Annotated in this window: 16 protein-coding genes and 1 pseudogene; 14 read left to right on the forward strand and 3 right to left on the reverse strand. The window is 36.5% G+C overall.

From position 1 onward, the window contains the following. Positions 1-598: 598 nt before the first annotated feature. A complete protein-coding gene (locus tag H4J56_RS03620; protein ID WP_182258893.1) occupies positions 599-4,060 on the reverse strand; it encodes a PAS domain-containing hybrid sensor histidine kinase/response regulator in 3,462 nt (1,153 codons plus the stop codon). Between the two features lie 191 nt (positions 4,061-4,251). On the opposite strand from H4J56_RS03620, the gene H4J56_RS03625 reads away from it, so the two are divergent. The 3 genes from H4J56_RS03625 (at position 4,252) to H4J56_RS03635 (ending at position 8,672) form a co-directional block, all read left to right on the forward strand. Continuing rightward, complete coding sequence (locus tag H4J56_RS03625; RefSeq protein WP_182230147.1) at positions 4,252-5,451, forward strand: CynX/NimT family MFS transporter; 1,200 nt, start codon at positions 4,252-4,254, stop codon at positions 5,449-5,451. Next, entirely contained in the window at positions 5,439-6,368 is a 930-nt protein-coding gene (locus tag H4J56_RS03630; RefSeq protein WP_182258894.1) for an alpha/beta hydrolase, read from the forward strand. The genes H4J56_RS03625 and H4J56_RS03630 overlap by 13 nt, the downstream gene beginning before the upstream one ends. 303 nt (positions 6,369-6,671) lie before the next feature. Then, positions 6,672-8,672 carry an alpha-amylase family protein gene (locus H4J56_RS03635; protein ID WP_182258895.1) on the forward strand — a complete coding sequence of 667 codons (2,001 nt, stop codon included), beginning with the start codon at positions 6,672-6,674 and terminating at the stop codon, positions 8,670-8,672. 103 nt (positions 8,673-8,775) lie between these two features. Here the strand turns inward: H4J56_RS03635 and H4J56_RS03640 are convergent, their stop codons facing one another. Together H4J56_RS03640 and H4J56_RS03645 are read right to left on the reverse strand one after the other, a co-directional pair. Then, entirely contained in the window at positions 8,776-9,144 is a 369-nt protein-coding gene (locus H4J56_RS03640) for a carboxymuconolactone decarboxylase family protein (protein WP_182258896.1), read from the reverse strand. A 15-nt stretch (positions 9,145-9,159) separates the two neighbouring features. Continuing rightward, entirely contained in the window at positions 9,160-9,942 is a 783-nt protein-coding gene (locus tag H4J56_RS03645; protein ID WP_182217798.1) for a 3-hydroxybutyrate dehydrogenase, read from the reverse strand. 644 nt (positions 9,943-10,586) lie between these two features. Between H4J56_RS03645 and H4J56_RS03650 the strand changes: the two genes are divergently transcribed. The 11 genes and pseudogenes from H4J56_RS03650 to H4J56_RS03700 all read left to right on the forward strand — a co-directional run bounded on the left by H4J56_RS03650 (position 10,587) and on the right by H4J56_RS03700 (position 18,673). Beyond that, positions 10,587-11,024 (forward strand): hypothetical protein, encoded by a 438-nt coding sequence (locus tag H4J56_RS03650; RefSeq protein WP_182258897.1) that lies wholly within the window; start codon positions 10,587-10,589, stop codon positions 11,022-11,024. Between the two features lie 24 nt (positions 11,025-11,048). Next, positions 11,049-11,351, forward strand: a complete 303-nt coding sequence (locus tag H4J56_RS03655) for a hypothetical protein (RefSeq protein WP_182245077.1) — start codon at positions 11,049-11,051, stop codon at positions 11,349-11,351. A gap of 165 nt (positions 11,352-11,516) precedes the next feature. After that, positions 11,517-12,716: a serine hydrolase gene (locus tag H4J56_RS03660; protein WP_182258898.1), complete on the forward strand. Its 1,200-nt coding sequence runs from the start codon at positions 11,517-11,519 to the stop codon at positions 12,714-12,716. A 114-nt stretch (positions 12,717-12,830) separates the two neighbouring features. Continuing rightward, entirely contained in the window at positions 12,831-13,106 is a 276-nt protein-coding gene (locus H4J56_RS03665) for a hypothetical protein (RefSeq protein ID WP_070374206.1), read from the forward strand. A 108-nt stretch (positions 13,107-13,214) separates the two neighbouring features. Beyond that, complete coding sequence (locus H4J56_RS03670) at positions 13,215-13,547, forward strand: hypothetical protein (protein ID WP_070374205.1); 333 nt, start codon at positions 13,215-13,217, stop codon at positions 13,545-13,547. A 49-nt stretch (positions 13,548-13,596) separates the two neighbouring features. After that, a pseudogene (locus H4J56_RS03675) lies at positions 13,597-14,154 on the forward strand (GNAT family N-acetyltransferase). A 111-nt stretch (positions 14,155-14,265) separates the two neighbouring features. Further along, positions 14,266-15,129 (forward strand): TIR domain-containing protein, encoded by an 864-nt coding sequence (locus tag H4J56_RS03680; protein WP_182258899.1) that lies wholly within the window; start codon positions 14,266-14,268, stop codon positions 15,127-15,129. Between the two features lie 470 nt (positions 15,130-15,599). Further along, positions 15,600-16,307 carry an SDR family oxidoreductase gene (locus H4J56_RS03685; RefSeq protein WP_182258900.1) on the forward strand — a complete coding sequence of 236 codons (708 nt, stop codon included), beginning with the start codon at positions 15,600-15,602 and terminating at the stop codon, positions 16,305-16,307. A gap of 327 nt (positions 16,308-16,634) precedes the next feature. Beyond that, positions 16,635-16,919, forward strand: a complete 285-nt coding sequence (locus H4J56_RS03690) for a hypothetical protein (protein ID WP_182217809.1) — start codon at positions 16,635-16,637, stop codon at positions 16,917-16,919. 189 nt (positions 16,920-17,108) lie between these two features. Next, positions 17,109-17,588: a hypothetical protein gene (locus tag H4J56_RS03695; RefSeq protein ID WP_182258901.1), complete on the forward strand. Its 480-nt coding sequence runs from the start codon at positions 17,109-17,111 to the stop codon at positions 17,586-17,588. A 338-nt stretch (positions 17,589-17,926) separates the two neighbouring features. After that, positions 17,927-18,673 carry a CPBP family intramembrane glutamic endopeptidase gene (locus H4J56_RS03700; RefSeq protein ID WP_182245075.1) on the forward strand — a complete coding sequence of 249 codons (747 nt, stop codon included), beginning with the start codon at positions 17,927-17,929 and terminating at the stop codon, positions 18,671-18,673. Positions 18,674-19,037: the final 364 nt, after the last annotated feature.

The following is a 19,037-nucleotide window of genomic DNA, read 5'->3' on the forward strand; positions in this document are numbered from 1 at the left end:
TCAATATTTTCTACTTGGTCTATTGGTTAGTTTTATCAAAAGATAAAGTAAACATTAGGAAGTAACTGCAAGTGTTGTATCTAGGTATTTTATTAGCCGCCAATGTTGACCTTTACGGCGAACTATCGGTCGTATTACCAACTAAAACACTAGTCATAAAGCGGTTAGATAAGTTCGAGTGAGGGACGTCACGGTTGTTAAAATGTATGTAAAAAAGTGTAATTAGGACCTGTTTCATAAAAAGCCTATTATTTATTGTCATTTATTTTTGACTTGTTCTGAGGGGGCCTCTCCATTTTTGTATCCAAACTGTTTAAAATTTGAACTCAACAACATTAACGAATATTGGTAGCAAAAGAAGTGACTCTTTAGTAGTAGAAGCATAATGCGAAATAAATTAAATAATTCTCGCTTAATTAAAGTGTCTGTTGTGGCGGACACTTTTATCAGATTTTTGAGGTTTTTTTCAAAGATATTTTAAAGCCAGTAAAGATAGGAATACTTGACGTTTTATTCGTAGTTTTATTATTGTTAAAGACTTTGGAATATATTTAAAATAATAGCAGCGCCACTAACTTTGCTGTCACTGCTAGTATGACTAAAGCGATAATAACTGTCGCATCAATTTTTTTAACGCTAACGCTTTAATTGGTTTACGCATAAACGAGAAATCGGCACCGCTGGTATGTTCTCGCACTTGTTCAGAGGGGTCGGCAGAGCAGATAATACAAGGAGCTTGCCACTTATGGTTAGTAAGCGTTTTTTGCACTAAATCAACGCCATTTTTGTCATCATCTAAGTGGTAGTCTGAAATAATTAATTTGGGTTTGAACTCTTTATCAACTAGTACTTCTGCTAAGTGTTTTTCATTTCTCACGGCAATAACATTACACCCCCATTCAGCGAGTTGCGATTGCATCGCTTTTAGCATTAAGGGCTCATTATCAATAAGTAAAATAGGTAACTGATTAAATTCAGCAGAGGCGCTAATGCTATTTTGAGTATTAACAACCGAGGCTCTGACCGGTAATAACTTACTACGAGGTAGAGTAATGCTAAAGCATGAACCTCTACCAACCGTAGATTTTACTGAAATGGTTAACCCTAAAAGTTTAGCTATACGATCTGATATGGCTAAACCTAGCCCCAAACCCGGTTGGTCTTGAGTTTCATTTAAGCGCTCAAACTCTTTGAAGATAGTTTGCTGTTTGTTTTTCGCAATACCCGGTCCATTATCCCAAACTTCAATAACGATCTTGTCTTGTTGTCGCCTAACGCCAAGTAATACTTTGCCTTGGCGGTCGGTTTGTGGGCAATAGTTAATAGCATTGGAGAGAAAGTTTTGCACCACACGGCGTAACAATCTTTGGTCGGTTTCAATAATACAGTTAGATTTTACATAGCTAAACGTTAGATTAGCTTGCTCTGTCAGTAAGAAAAACTCTTTACTCAAGGGGGCTAATAATTCGTCAACATAAAAAGAGGTGATCGCAATGTGTTGCGACTTACCATCTAAGCGAGATATTTCAACGAGATCTGAGAGTAAACTTTCTGCAGCATTTAGTGAATGACGAATGTTGCTGGCTAATTCTTCTAAATGAGTACCGGTTACTTTTTTATTAAGCATACTGGTAAATAAAGATAAAGCATTGAAAGGTTGCATTAAATCATGGCTGGCAGCCGCTAAAAACTTAGTTTTACTTTTATTAGCTGTTTCGGCTTCTGCCTTTGCATGGTTTAGTTCACGGGTTCGTTCAATCACTCTTTGTTCAAGGGTCTCGTTCGCCCTTTGTAAAGCTTTTTCAGCTTCTATATGTGCGGTTATATCTGAGAAAGTACTAACAAAACCACCGCCAGGCATCGCTTGGCCTCTAATTTCTAAGACAATACCGCTTGGCATTTCTCGCTGAAAATAATGACTGTTCCCTTTACGCATATAGTCAATTCTGCGTGTTATAAAATCATCGGTATGCTCGGCACTATTTTTTGTAGAGTTACCTTTATCAGCAATAATGACTCCGCGATCGGCATTGTATTGAATAAGCTCGGAGATTGGTTTACCGACACAAACTAAACTGCTTGGGTAATCTAGTAATTCTATATAGCGTTTATTCCAAGCAACTAAGCGCATGTCGGCGTCAACAACACTTATACCTTGTTCTATATTTTCTACACCGGCTTGTAATAATTCGCGATTAAATTGAAACAACTTGCTGGCTTCATCAACAATATTAACGACATATTCCAAAGGTAAGGCTTGTTGTTTACTTGCGGCTTTCATTACCATGCGCGTTGAGGCTGAGCCTAATACGCTTGATAACTGCAAGCGGGTATACTCGACCAGCTTTTGACTCGCGGCGGTATTACTAAGTTGTTTTGCATGATTATGATGAAAATCATCGGCGCTTGTATCATTAACGAAGCGTTGCAATAAGTGATAAAGGTCTTTACTTGATAAGTTTTGTTGAATCGCCCCCTGCTTTTTACTGATAAAGAGCTCTGCTTGTAATCTTTCGCCAACACTGCGCTGACCAAATAATGAAAAACCAATAAAACAGCAAGTATTGGCTAATAAACTAAATAATAAACCGTGACTAATATTATCGAGAAAGTCGACACCAAAAAGTGCATAAGGCCGTAAGCTGCTTATACCAAATAATCCTGTAGTTATCCACGGAGCGTTCGGCAATAAACTGGGTAGCAATAAGGTATAAAACCAGCAAAGACTGCCGACAATTAAGCCAATAAAAGCGGCGTTACTGGTTGCTCTTCGCCAATATAATGCGCCAACAACTAAAGGGGCTAATTGTGATAGAAGTACGAATGATAATAGGCCAATGGTGGCAAGGTGATTTTGTTGATTAACGATCCGCTCAAAGCCAAAAGCCAATAGCAGCAGTAAAGCAATTGCTATGCGGCGAATATTTAATAACAGCCCTGACAGTTGTTTTTTCTGGGTATTAATATAACTGTTGTAGTGCAGTAGCAAGGGGTTAACGATTTCTGTTGTTACCATAGTGCTGAGTACTATTGTGGCGACTATGACCATGCTGGTTGCTGCGGCTAAACCACCAATAAAAGCGAGGCCACCAAGCCATGCTTGCTGAAAAAAGAGTGGGATAGTAATAACATACGTATCGGCATCAACACCACCACCCGGAAATAAACTTTGGCCAGCTAAGGCAATAGGTAAGATAAATAAATTAATGGCAATTAAATAAACGGGGTAGAGCCAACGTGCCATTTTCAATTCTTTTTGCTGATGATTCTCTATCATCAACATGTGATATTGCTGTGGCAAAATAAAAATAGTAATTACGCCAAGTATCGCTTGTGATACTGCAAAATAAGTATTTTTTACCGGTTGATAATTAGTTGACGTTTCGGCTTGGCTGATTAAATCGCCAATACCATCAAAAACAAAGAATGTCGCAAAAATGCCTATCGCGGTTAAGGCAAATAATTTAACTAACGAACTAAAAGCTATGGCTAGAACTAAGCCTTGATTTTGTTTATTGGCGGCCACTTGGCGGGCACCAAATAATATACTGAAAATAATTAATACTAAGGTCACAACAAAGGTCGTGCTTATTCCTGAGCGGTAAGTGCCGGTGAGTAAATCAAAACTTTTGCTGATAGCTCTTAATTGCAGTGCGATATAGGGAATGGTGCCCAGAAGGGCGACTAAGGTTACTGTCGCTGCTATTTTTGGCGATCTGTCATAGCGACAAGCAATAAAATCAGCAATAGAGGTTAGGTTTTGTTGCTTGGTAATACGTAATATTCGCAGCAACATCGGCCAAGCCAAAACAAAGCATAAAATTGAGCCAATATAGATGGGAGCAAGCCAAGCGCCGGTTGTTGCTGCTTGCCCAACCGTGCCATAAAAAGCCCAAGAGGTGCAGCTTACCCCTAAAGCTAAACTGTAAACCCAAGGGCGAGAATGCCACTGCTTAGTGGTTTGCTTTTGTCCCCAATAGGCAACAACAAACAACAGTAATAAATAACCTATGGCAAGAAAAGACACCAACCAGGTATTAAGAGAAAGCCAAATTAACACTGAAAACACCTTATAAATAGCAACACTTTACTAAGTACCGATCCCATATCAACTTTACGTCTGCAAATAAAATGGCGGCAGACATCATAACATGGCTTAAATTTCAGCACAGTGCACGAAGGTAGTACATCAATAGATAATTTATTTAGTTAAGCTGAATTTTGACATTACTATATTAGAAATTAATCTATATGAGAACTCTTAAGATAAGTAACAAGTATTTAGTAGAAGCCATTGTTTTTATTAGTTACACCTTATTTGCAATGGCATGGGTTGGCGGCACCGCAAGCATGAATCAAATCATGGCGGCAATGAATATTAATAGTTTAGCTTCAGCTAGCTTTATTAGTGGTGCGGTTACCTTAGCTAAAATTGTTGGGACCTTTGCCGCTGCTTGGTTAGCCCTAAAACTAGGGGGTAAGTATGCTTTTTTTGCATCAGGTATTTTAATTTCAGTGGGGCTATTAACACCTTTTGCGCCCAATTATGAATTGCTATTAGTGAGCCGATTTTTAATGGGATTGGGCGGGGCGTTTATGATTGTATATTTTAACCCCATCGTTATGTCTTGGTTCCCTCCAGAAGAGCGTGCCACGATAAACGGGATCAATGCCGTTGCTTTTAATTTAGGCACAGGCATTATTTTATGGCAAATGAGTAACTTTAATTCGTTAACCGGTAGCTGGCAAAATACCTTGATTATTTTTTCATTAGCAAGTTTGGCATTAAGTATTGCTTGGTTATTTGTTGACGAGGCAAAACCTCATAACCAAGCCAAAGATACTAGCGAAATTAACACGCATTATTCGTACACAGATGGCTTAAAAGATAAATTTTCTTGGGTCTATGCGTTAACCTATTCAGGTATTCTTGCCTTTTATTTATGTTTGTTCACTTTCTATCCTAAAGCGGGTATCAGTCAAAGTGCGTTATTGATAGGTTTTGGAATTATAGGAACGTTAGCCGGTATTATTTACAGTAAAAAATTCCCTTTACGGGTGCCTGTGATCCGTTGGTCAGGTTTACTGATTGTGATCACTGTGTTTACCTTATCTTTTAGCCCGTCAGAAGTAGTACAAACACTTAGTGCTATGGTGTTAGGTTTTTCTATATTCTTTCCAATAACGGCATTAGTGGCAATACCTCATGAGTTGTCAAAAATGACCAGCCAAAAAATAACCGTTGTTTTTAGTTTGTTCTATTCGATAAGTTATATGGTGGGTACCTTGGTTTTATGGCTGTTTGGCAAGTTAGTTGATATTCACCAAGGTGACTATACATGGGCATTTGCTCTAACCACCTTGGTCAGTGGTACTTTCTTTATAGGTAGTTTTTTCTTAACTGAAACGGGTCAACAAAAAAACAAGGAAGATGAATTATGCGAGGTGTAATTTCAGAAAAATTAGCGCCCTTTTTAGCGCAGGCAAATGAAGCTTTAGCCGAGTCAAAAAAACAAGGTGTGCAATTTTCTCCTGCACTGGTTCGCTCAAATTTAGATAAATTGGCGCCTTTGATAGGCGAGGGGCCAGCACTCAGTTTTGTGCAAGACCGTGCAGTGCAAGCAGAAGAACGCGCTATTGCCGTGCGAGTTTATAGCCCAGCGCCAGAGAAAGCATTACCCGTAGTTATTCATTATCATGGCGGTGGTCATATGTGTGGCAGTGTTGAATTATACGATCCCATTTGTCGTAAAATTGCCGCACAAAGTCATTGTATTGTTATCAGTGTCGAATACCGTTTAGCACCAGAGCATCCTTATCCAGCAGGTATCGATGATTGTCGAGAGGTGTTAATTAATTACCAAGCCTGTTTAGCTGGGCTCAACTTTTCTAATGCACTTTATATTATCGGTGATAGTGCTGGCGGCGCTATTTGTACTACGCTTGCTATGCAAAGCCAGCAAGATAAACGCTTAAGAATCGATAAGCAGATTTTAATTTACCCAAGTGTTGATTACACCGGCCAGCAGCCTTCTTTTACCGAGAATGGTTCAGGTTTTTTACTTGAGCAAGATAAAATAACTTGGTACTTTAATCAGTATTTTAAAGCGAGTGATAACAGTAAAGCTGCATCACCTTTGTATGGTGAAATAAGCAAGACTTTACCCGAAACCTTAGTTATTACCGCCGGATGCGACCCGTTAAGAGATGAAGGTTTAGCTTATGCTAAAGCGCTAAAAGCGGTTGGGGTAGCGGTGCATCATCATCAGTTTGATGGGTTAACGCATGCCTATATGTTACTTGATGCATTGGTTGCAGAAGAGTGTCAGCAAACTTTTCAGCTGATCGCTAACTTTATTAATAAATAGCTAAGCTTGCCACATATTTCTGTGGCAAAAGCATTAATTATCGCAAGGTCTTGTTACCAGAGAGCAAGATCTCTTTATCATAATGTCAGTGATCCCGTTACCGACGTTGTTAACACGTTTCATATTCATCTAGGTCATCATAATTTCAATATAGTTTCTTGTTCGGTAAAACACCTACAAAAAATGGTTGAATACGTATTCATCTTCTTTGATATAGCGCTTTGTTTAAATTTAACGCAACCTGTCTTGGCTATTTAATGAGCAAATATAAACATTAATTTTACATTAGGAATAACAATAAAAATGAAAACTAAAGTAATAAAATCGTTATTAACAACAGGTCTGGCATTAGGCATTGTTTGTCAGGTTCAAGCTGCTGCTCAACCGACTACTTTTGTTCATCTCTTTGAATGGAGCTGGCAAGATGTTGCCCAAGAATGTGAAGATTATTTAGGCCCTAAAGGTTATGTCGCAGTTCAGGTGTCACCACCTAATGAGCATATTCAAGGGGGACATTGGTGGACTCGATATCAACCGGTAAGCTATAAAATAGAGAGTCGAAGCGGTAACCGTGCCCAGTTTGTCGATATGGTGAATCGTTGTAAGGCCGTTGGCGTAGAAATATATGTTGATGCAGTTTTAAATCATATGGCATCTGGCAGTGGTACAGGTACTGCAGGGAGTAATTATGGTAACAAAAGCTTCCCTAATTATGGGCCACAAGACTTTCATGATACTTGTGCCATTACCGATTATAACAATCGTTGGCAAGTACAAAACTGTGAGCTAGTGGGCTTAGCTGACCTCAATACTGGTGCCGCTTATGTACAAGAAACGCTCGCAGGTTATTTAAACGACTTGCAAGATATTGGTGTTACAGGTTTTCGATTTGACGCCTCTAAGCACATGTCATTAGGCGATATTCAAGGAGTATTGTCGAAAGTTAATGGCTCACCTTTGGTGTTTCAGGAAGTGATTGATCAAGGCGGTGAACCCATCACCTCCAGTGAATACCAAAGCACAGGTTTAGTAACTGAATTTAAATATACCACACAGCTAGGTAACACCTTCAAAAATGGCAGCCTAGCATCACTGAGTAGTTTTGGTGAAGCTTGGGGATTTTTACCGAGTAGTTCCGCGGTGGTTTTTGTCGATAACCATGATAATCAACGTGGTCATGGTGGCGGTGGTAATGTGATTACTTTTGAAGATGGCCGTTTATACGACTTAGCGAATGTATTTATGTTGGCTTATCCGTATGGTTACCCAAAAGTTATGTCGAGCTATGATTTCCAGGGTGATACTGATGCGGGTGCTCCAAGTGTTCCGGTCCATAACAATGGTGATCTAGAATGCTTTGGCAGTAGTTGGAAGTGTGAGCATCGATGGTCATATATTGCTGGTGGTGTCGACTTTAGAAATAATACTGCAGATAATTGGAGCACCACAAACTGGTGGGATAATGGCAATAACCAAATTGCTTTTGGTCGAGATGGTTCGGGTTTTGTCGCAATTAATAAAGAAGATGTTAATTTAACGTCTACGCTAAGTACACAAATGAGTGCAGGTACTTATTGTAACGTTTTAAAAGGGCAATTATCTGCTGATGCTAAATCGTGTAGCGGTGAAACGATTACAGTAAACAACGGTGGAAGTATTAATGCCAATGTGGGTGTTTGGGATGCATTTGCCATTCATCAAGGCGCAAAAATTAATGGTGAAGTAACAGGCCCAGCAACATTGAAACGTACGGTGATATTTATTCAAGCACAAACGCAAAGTGGTCAAGATATGTTTATTCGCGGCGGCATTGATCATAACTACGCCAATAATAATCTTGGTAGAAATTGTCAAACCACTAATTTTGAGTGTGCAATGACTATTCGCCATAACAATTTAAAAAGTGCAACGACAACACCATGGAAAACCAACGAAAGCTACTTAGATTGGTATGGCAGTGAGGCCGCTCAAAGTAGCACCGCTGAAGGAACTCCGCTTGATTGGACCACCAATGCTTGGCCTGCAGGTTGGGGAACAAAGCGTACCGTTGCTAATGATGGTTATGGTGAAGAGCCGTTAAATATTTGGGGTCAACATTACTGGATGTTAGATGTTGATATGGATTGTAGTAAAGCGGTTAATAACAAGTTTGAAGTAAAAGCCTATGTTAAAAATGGTCAAGGTTGGGAAGGTGACATAAACCAAGCTAACACACCTTATGCATCGAGTAATCATTTTGCTGAATGCGGAAAAATCAACAAATTTAACTTCAATAGTAATACCGTAGAAATTCGAAGTTTTTAGAGTTTTGTCGCGTTTTTATGATGATTTTTAACTAAATAAGTAAGCAGGCTAGGCAAATTTTTTGTCTAGCCTTTACAATTTTAAAGCGATATTTATAGACGATTTATAAAACTTCTTTAGCGGCTCTAAAAGCCTCTTGTGCAGCTGGCGCGCCACAATACACAGCGCTGTGCAGTAATACTTCTCTTATTTCCTCTTTAGTCGCGCCATTATTTAATGCACCACGAATATGCCCTTTAAGTTCTTGAGGAGCTCTTAGTGCTGCCAGCATAGCGATAGTCACTAAACTACGGGTTTTAAGATCTAATTCAGTTCGCTGCCAGGTTGCTCCCCAGCCATGATCATTGATGTAGTCTTGCATAGGCTGACTAAAATCATGGGCATTATTAAGTGCGCGGTCAACAAATTCATCGCCCATAACTTGACGGCGAATTTTTTCACCTGCTGTTTTTTCGTTGTTAGCTATCGTCATATATTATCCTGTTATTTATTGGGCGGTCCAAGCACCATCCATGGGAAGTGCCGAACCGGTTATACTACGCGCACTATTACTGCATAAGAATAAAATAAATTCACCAATTTGGCGAGGGTCCATCATTTCAGGTAAGGGTTGCTTGGCCGTTACTAAGGCATATTTTGCTTGTTCGAAGCTAACACTTTTCTGTTGTGCTATATCATTAATTTGATTATTAATTAATGGGGTATCCACCCAACCTGGGCAAATAGAATTAACGGTAATGCCATGCTCGGCACACTCAAGCGCAACGGCCTTCGTTAAGCCAACAATGCCATGCTTTGCTGCAACATAAGCCGATTTATTTAGCGAGGCCACGAGTCCATGAACAGAAGCGATATTAATAATGCGACCCCAACCCTTTGCTTTCATACCCGGAAGTGACTTTTGAATGGTGTGAAATGCCGCGGTCAAATTGATGGCAATTATCGCATCCCACTTATTTTCAGGGAAAGTATCAATACTTTCGGTATGTTGAATACCGGCATTATTGACCAGTATATCGATAGAGCCCATGACTTGAGTAGCCTTAGTCATAAACACTGAAATATCTTGGGCTAACATTAAATTTGCACTATCAAAAAGTGTCTTGATATTATATTTTTTCGCAAACTCATCGGCTAAGGCTTGGCCTTCTTCGTCAGCCATTAAACCGTGTAGTACCAAATTAATGCCTTGCTCAGCTAAGACATGTGCAGCCGCTAAACCAATACCACTGGTTGAACCTGTGATCAAAGCTGTTTTACCTTTTAGCATAATTATTTTCCTATTTAATTGTGTTATTAGTTTCTTACCGTTTTCGTCAATAAAAAAGTAATTAGACGTGTGAGCCCCTGCGCCGTTGATCATTATTGGGCAAATACTTGCGATAGGGCGGTTTATTAAAGGGCATCAGATAATAGTAAAAGAGTAAGTTTGGCCATCTCGAAAAGGCTATTTAACCCGTTGCTCTAAAATCTTCAGCATTATTCTTATGCTATATATTAATGCAAACAGTTAACTTTTTAATTGGCACCTTAGTACCATAGGTTTAGTCAAATAACTTTGCTGCTGCATTCATCAACAGCTAAAAATCACATCGCCTTTATTAATTGGAAAACAGATCGTTAATTACCCTATGTAAATGAACAGGCATCAGCCTTGATAATATTTCGACAATAAGACTAAGTAAGAAAAATAATTTTTAAGCTAGTAACTTTGTACACTTTCAACAGAGAACGCGTGATAAAACAGTCATAATTTAAAGTTTAGTTAAAATAATGTTAATAAAGGCTTGATGCAATTGAAGGTTATGAGTATTTTATGTTTTCATTATAATCATAGACGGTTAATTATCTGGAGAGAAGGAGGTTTTTGCTCGTCTAATAAGCTGTTTTATTATTACCAAGTTTGGAGTATTAATGAAAAAAATTACATGGACGAATGTTTTAACCATTGCTGGTGCAATCGGTGGGGCAATAATTGGAAATTGGGCAGTAAGTGGTTTATTTAGTGGTGATGCAGGTGAAGATAAAACTAAATTTCTCATGAGTACAGCTAGCGAAATAAATAAGAATCTACCAATGAATGTAGATTCAGAAACAGTTTTAATAGCTACTATTGGTGCAAAAGAAACGTTTACATATAACTATCAATTGCCAAATTATGAAAAAGACAATTTAGATTTAAAAAAATTTGTCGAAACTATGGCACCTAAGGTGACGAACTTTGTTTGTTCAACAAAAGAAATGCAAGCATTTAGAGATTTAAATATTTTCATTTCATATAATTACTATGATACTAATCATAAACAGATCACCGAAATAAAGGTCGATACTAAGCAGTGTCACAAAATATAACGCCCCATTAAACAAGGATGAACAATGGCATTTAAATTTACGTTAGTTTTACTTTTAGTCTTGGGGATTTCTGGTTGCTCTTCTCATGGTGCAGAAGAGGTTGGTTGCAATTTTGCTTCTGGTTCTACTTATAGTGAACACGATAAAGAAAGCTCTTGGAGCTCTAATTTTATTAGCGATATTTTTGTTGGCTTGTTTAACGTAACCGTGCAAGGTGCCCATAGAAATATCTCCCCCGAGACTTATAATTCGTGTGTTAAGCCAGATGTAGCTACCTGTATAGATCCTGAAGGCAATATAAAAAAAGAGTGCACGTTAACGAAATAGTTAAAGTTAGCTGGCATTTGCACATAGCAGGCCATTCAAGCAGGACTTTTAACCGTTGGCTACTTGCTTTTGCGCGTCGCCTATTTTAGCCAACCACTATTTTAGTCCGCTTAAGGCTGCGTTAGCTTACAATACAAAACTTGGCATTGATAAAATGGATTTTAAATGAAAATACCTTTGTTATTCTTTACTATTTTAAACACTATGTCATTAACCGTAGATGCTAACGTTAGTGATGGTTTTAGTGAGTTAAACTCTCAAACTCCTGGTTGTGCTGTTGGTGTGGTGAAGAAAGGTGAATTAGTTTATGAGCGCTATTTTGGGCAGGCAAACTTACGCTATCAAGTTCCAATAGATAAGAAAACCGTTTTTAATTTGGGGTCTATTACTAAACATTTTACTGCTGTTTTAGCGTTACAATTAGAGATGAAAGGGCAACTATCTTTAAATGATTCATTGAAGAAATATTATCCCCAAGGCCCCCGTTGGTTTGAAAATATCAAGTTACGTCATTTAATTAATCACCAAAGTGGTATGCCAGACTATTTAAATGATGAAAAAACTAGGGAGGAACTTGTAAAAAGGGTATCTACCATACCCCATGTACTTGAAGATCTAGTTGTAGGGAAGCCGATTGCACGTGATGTTACTCTAATGCACGTTCTTGATACTATGATGGCGTTATCTGAACCATCATTCAAACCGGGAGAAAATTCAAGTTACAGTAATACGGGTTATTTGTTTTTGGCTGATATACTTGAAAAAGCTAGTGGAATACCTTTTAGTGACTTAGCTAAAAAACAACTATTTAAACCACTTGGAATGTCTTCGACTGAACTTGTGAGTTCACAGACTATTGAAATTCCTTGGAGTGCTACGGGGTATAGTGTTGTAAATTCGCCTACATACAAATATCGACGTAATTCATCAAATCTAATTACCCAGGGCGATGGCGGAATTTTATCTACGCTTCCTGATTTTGCCAAATGGATAAGTCATTTAATGTCCCCTATTGATGACAAATTATTTTGGAGTACATTCTTGCATCCGATGAAGCCTGTTTCCAACATTGGAGGACTCTCCAGTTTTCAGAATACTGACGACAGTAAAGGTCATTTTATCAGTCAAATATTATCTTCTTTAAAGACCGTTTCTAAAATTGGAGGAGTACCATATAATAATGGGCTGTTCATTAGGAAGGTTAAAGGTGAGACAATATATTCTCATAGAGGTTTATCAATTGACTCAATGGGGAGTTATTTTTGGCTTTCACCTAGTCATAATATTGGGTATATTCAACTTTGTAACTTCAGCTTCGATAAACGGCCGTCTGTAAACGAAATATTGCATACCTATGCCGATTAGCAAGCAACAACAAATTAAACAAGGACAAAAACCCGCTGGTTTTTGCTCCATGGTCGCTATTTTAACTAACCATTATTCCCCCCTTAAATGGGCGTTATATTACAAGGTATCTCTATGCTCTTTTTGATTATTAAACTATTGATGTTAGCTCTTTCATATAAATTATACTTGATGAAAAAGGAACCTTATTTTTCAGCATTATTGTTTAGTATTCCCTTAGCTATTGTTGGTTTAATTATGGGGCATACATTTATGGGGGTTTTTGTTGGCAGTGCCATTTTATTTGCCTTAGCTTTCGTTTGCTTCGTACTTATGTCTAAGTTACCAACAGGGATGCCCGAGTACAGTGTATTAGCTGTAACGGCAATTATTGTTGCATTTGTTATATAGCAAAGGTATTCAAGCTGGGCTTTTAACCGTTGGCTAGCTTACGTTTAGCTTCACATTTTAGCTAACTAAACTTTACCCTTAATTGGGAATTTTTTTACGGAGATTTATGTGAAAAGTTTACTTAAAAGTATTCAATATGGAATGTTAGATTTTATTGAGGGAGAAAATCAACCTGATTACACATCTGATAATGTTACTGATTGCATTACATTACTCTTAGAGTTCATGTCGTCAATGGGATCAGAAATTCAAACTGTTGATAGTACTAAAAATCATATTAAATATTTAATTTTATCTTTGAACGAATTAAACGATGACTGTGGTCAATGTTTAATAGAAACTGACCAACGTGAAGATATTTGTGATTTCATTCAAAAAGTAACAACTAAAGCCAATGTAGAATTTGAAGGTGATGTTACAGAAGAATGGCGAGAGTGGTAAAAATAGTAAGCGACTCAAGTAGGATACTATAGTTCATGGAGGATTTAGGTTGTTATTTCCAGTATTAGAAACTAATCGTTTAAGGTTAGATAAATTAACTACAGAAGATTCAAAGAGCTTATTTGATTTATTCTCAGACAATTCAGTTGTCAAATATTATGATCTGGACGCATTTACTAAACATTCACAAGCGAGTAATTTAATAGAATTCTTTAATGCTCGCTTTACAGAAAACTCTGGTATTCGTTGGGCTATACGCTTAAAAGAAACACATCAATTAATAGGGACTTGTGGGTTTAATACTTGGAGTCCTAAAATGAAAAATGCTGTGATAGGTTACGATTTGCTGCCTAAGTTCTGGGGCAGTGGTTACACAACAGAAGCTGTGCATAGAATTGTTAAATTAGCATTTTGTGGTGAGTTACCATGCGGAGCATTGAATCGCATTCAAGGTGATACGGTTCCCGGGAATCTAGCCTCAGAGTCTCTTTTACTCAACGTAGGCTTTAAAGAAGAGGGGGTTCGCCGTTAAAGTGGATATTGGAAGAATCAGTTTCACGACCTTAAATGTTTTGGCTTAATAAAGTCAGAGTATGGTGAAACATAAGCTATTAAATAAAATAAATAACCGTTGGCTATTTGCTTCTTCGGTACTTACTTTAGTCAACAATTATGCGCCAGTTAATCGGGCATTATATGCAGTGCAAGGATCCGAGTAGTGAAGCTGTTAAAAAATAAAATCAATAAACTAGCAGAAATGAGTGAAGCGTTTAATTGGAAAAACTGTAGTAAAAAGCATGATCCTCTTGATCTGACTTTAGGGGAGCCTTTACCTACGTGGGATACATGGGTAAATGATATAGAAAATATTTTGAAACAAACAGTTAAGCCAAATTCAGAACCTTTTGTTTATTTTAAAGCTGCAAATAATTCAAAGGTAACAGGTAATAGTGAAGACAAATTTGAGTTTGCAAAAGACAATTACATTAAAACATTAAATGCATTAATTTCGTTAATAGATGAAGGCGATATATTTAATGAATTATTAGTTTCAGGGCCACCAAAAAAAACCAATAAACCCAAAGGTTCGACCGAAAAAACAAATGCAACTAACTCCCTAGTACCAAGTAATAATAAAGTACTTATTGTTCATGGGCATGACAATGCTTTAAAAATTGAATTAGCGCTATTTCTTACACAAATCGGAATTCAGCCAATTTTTTTGCACAGAGAAGTGGATGCTGAGCAAAGTCTCATTGAAAAACTCGAGGCCAACAGTGATGTATCTTATGCATTCATATTACTTACCCCTGATGAAGTTTCGTATACGATTGATCAATCTAGTGTTATAGATGCTGAGAGAAAAAAAGTCATTAGAGCCAAACCTAATGTCATTTTTGAGTTTGGTTATTTGGTCGCTAAGCTTGGGAGAAAAAATGTCTGTGTTCTTCATAAAGGTGATGTGGATATACCTGCTGATTTAAGCGGTTTTATATATAAAGAAGTTGATGATAATATCGATGATATTGGGCTATTTTTAATTAATGAAATTAAAGCAGCTGGTTTTAAGCCTGAATTATAATAGCGTCTATGCAGTTACTTAAACAGCCACAAAACATTTGCTTCTCTTGTTCTTATAAATAGCTATTTTTACAAGCTTAATAAAGTGCTTTATGACAAAAAACCATGATTATAGATTACAGTAGAGAGCCAACGACCCAGTGTAATAAATGTGGTTTGAGATATAAAATATCTTATTCTGTTTGCCCCCATTGTGTCGGTAAAAACAAGGGACAAATTATTCGTGATATTCACATGACACAATCAAAGCAAGCGGAAAAACGTTCGAGTACAGGTAGGCAGTTTTTTTATTTGGCAATTATTCTAGCTTGTTTTTTAATTGTGTTATTTTAGTTTGCTGTTAATCAAACTATAAGCCATTAAAGAGAGACCAAAAACAGTTTTCTGTTGCGCTCTCATATTTGGAAAATATCTACCATTTTAGTAAACCATTTTTGCCTCTAAATGGGGTGTCATATTTAAAGGTTCAACATGAGTGATTTAATTGTATTAATAACGGGTGCTAATAGAGGCATTGGTTTCGAATTAACAAAACAATATCTTATAAATGGGTGGACAGTAATTGCTACCTGTAGAAATGAAAAGGCATCGGCTGACTTAATAACATTGAAGGATGAGTTCTCTGAAAAATTGCTGATTGAATTAATGGATATCACCTGTCCAGAAAATATTGAGAGGTTAGCAAATAAACTCAGTGAAGAGAGTATCAAAATAGATTTAATCATAAATAATGCTGGTTATTTAGATCAAGAAAATAAAAGTATTCATGACATTAATTATGCAAATGCTGAAATGAGTTTTAAAGTGAATTCGCTTGGCCCATTGTATTTAACTCATTGTTTTTTATCTTTGATGAAGAAAAATCGTCTATGTAAAATAGCTATAATTTCTTCTGTTATGGGATCCCTAACACGAGAAAGAAGTGTAGATTGGTATGGTTACCGAATGTCTAAGGCAGCAGCTAACATGCTAGCCGTGAACTTATCCAATGAACTTGTTAATGACAATGTCGCTGTGGTGGCTGTTCATCCCGGTTGGGTTCAAACAGATATGGGCGGTTCTTCTGCAAGAGAAAATGTTAAAGATTCGGCTCTTGGAATTATGAAAGTGATTCTAAATTTATCTATTGATACCACTGGGAAATTTTATGATTTTAAGGGAGAGGAATTACCGTTTTAAAAAGCTATTAAATAGGGACAATTAGATGAAATGGTAATTAACAAAACATTATTATAAAATAAACAATTAGTTTAAAAATCAACAGTAAAGGCATTAATTAGCAATTAAAAGAGTATTTTTTCTTCGTATACTTTTATGGAAGCGGTAATGAGCAGTTTTTCGCGTTTTATTTGTACGACTATTTGCTCACTTTTGGTTTTTATACTCGCTCATCAAGACGTTAAAAACTGACAAACGATTAAAGTAGAATAAATAAAAGTTGGTTGTTTCCAATGGCTAGTTATTTTAACTAACAATTTTTAACGACTTAGTAATATTTTGGATGTGATGAAGTATCTAATTGTTATATACAACAGCGCTAGTTTTGTAGCTTCATTGTGGTGTCTTTCGGCAATAACGCCATTATTGCTTTTAGTGGGTAATGATATTTCTTGGATGTCGATAGTTGCCGTTGGTTTGATTATTCTTTATGGCTCTTCAATATCCTTATTTAGAAAAGAAAAAATAGCTCAAGGCTGTTGGTGTAAATCTGATGCTTTTGCATATGTTGTTGTTCCAATATGTCTATTTACCTATGTTACTTATATGATGCTATCTAGTGTAAACGCCTAAGTTACTCAACATTTAAAGAGTGGCTGACCTTGTATTTAACTTACTATTTTATTCAACCATCTTTAACTTTTGATGAGGTGTTATATTGGAGATGAGCATTGGATATATCATTGAATTTATGATTTATTACTCAATTTTAAACCTAAACAGTGTTATCAAATAGAGTTAACTTTAAAAGGATTTATTAAAGTGCCACATACCTTCGAATCAAAAAATGTAAAAGCAAAGTTATCAATCTCCTTAAATAAACTCGTGTTATTGACTTTTCTAGTGGTGATTGCCTATTTTGGCTATGAAAAATATGCTTTACATAACGCTGAGCAAACACAAGCATCCGTTTTTATTTTAACTCCTCAAGTCAATGATATTTACTTTTTAGACATGAGGTTGATTAATAATAAATTGAATCCTAAGCATAAATATAGATTAGCTAAAGTGGTAAGTGTTAGCGGCAGTAATGTGGCTATTGTTTATGGAAGGGTTTTCTATCAATGGCAGAATGCAGTGGTAAATAGCATTAAGTCTGATGATTTAAATAATAATAATTATTTTGAGCTAATACCCGATTACATTCCTTTTAGTTTAATTAAAGAAATGAGGGCTAATGAGGCTATTTATCTCGTTAAACGACCTATTCGAAATAAACTTTATGGCAAATTTGTTAATTAAGATATTTAATGAATCTGCCTAGTCGGTTTTAGCTCATTACTGCCGTTGTTATTTCACATGCTAACATTCACTAAAAGTACAAATAAGGCTTTCTCTTACTATAAATCAGCTGACAAATCGGCTTCCCTAATAATATCGCTGACTTTTGCAAATATAATGGTGGGAGCTTCTAAGGTCTCCACTTAAATGACAGGATCTTACTGCCTGTTTTATTGGACCTAATAGATATACAGGTTAATTTTACCAGTAAGTAGGGTTCGACAATTACGTTTTAATATTATGCATTGAGATTAATTTCTCAATCGTTTTGTTTTTTTCAATTGGATTTTAATATATTTATGAGTATATCAAAGGTTAATAACGCATCAGCGGCATTAAATAAGATGATGTTATCGGTATTGTCAATGTTATCGATATTACTGTTAGCTCTAGCACTACCGATATTTTCAACCTTTATTGTGTTTATATCAGGTCTTGGCTCAATATTTTTAGATGATGTACATACTATTGAACAGCTGAGCACGAATCTAGGCTTTAATTTTACAACATCAATAGTTTCAGTATTTTTAATGCTACCCCTTCTTCAGTATTATCTTTCCGCAAAAAATAAAGAAAATATAGTTAACCGATTAGCTTTAAGATCTATAACGTTAACACGACTAATAATGACCTTATTAGCCGTGTTAACCTTCTCATTATTTGAATATTTTATATTTCGTATGGGCATTTTTGAAACGCCAAGCTTTATGCTCGACTTTTTAGAATCAATAGATACAGGACTTGAAATTACATTACTTATTTTAACGGTTGGAATCGTAGGTCCTTTTTTTGAAGAAATTATTTTTAGGGGGATCGCCTTTTACAAGTTAGAACAAATCTCCCTAAATCCAACGTTCATCATTGTCATTACCAGTTTAGCGTTTACCTTGATACATTCTCAATATGAACAAACAGAGGTATTTATTTTACTCTTCTTATCTTCATGCTTATTAGGATTGATTAGATATGTAAGTGGGAATTTATGGTATTGCATTTTTGGTCACATGGTCATGAATATTATAGTGGTTGCAGAAAATTTTTTATAAAAGACTAAAACAACTTCCTCTTCCTAATAATCATAAAGCGTTTTTAAGCTATTTTATAATGTCTGTTACCTTTAAGGGTAATGTCATTAGGGGCAGGATAGCTCTTTCAACAAAATGTTAGTAATAACACCTAAGCATCAACGGCAATTTTTAACGAGCTGACCACCTAAAATCAATTGATACTATCAAGGTAGCATTAATAATGTAAGGGTGAATGACCTCTATCTGACTACTTGTGAGGCGTTTTCAAGCTCAAATCCGGCAATGAAATTTTATTTCAGAAAGCTATCCAGTAATTCGAGGTCGTAAACTTACTGAAGTCACAGGTTTACTTCATCAGCACTGAATACAAAGTAGGTCTTCG

The organism is Colwellia sp. BRX8-4, assembly GCF_014077345.1.
In the GTDB taxonomy this organism is placed as follows: Bacteria; Pseudomonadota; Gammaproteobacteria; order Enterobacterales; family Alteromonadaceae; genus Colwellia_A.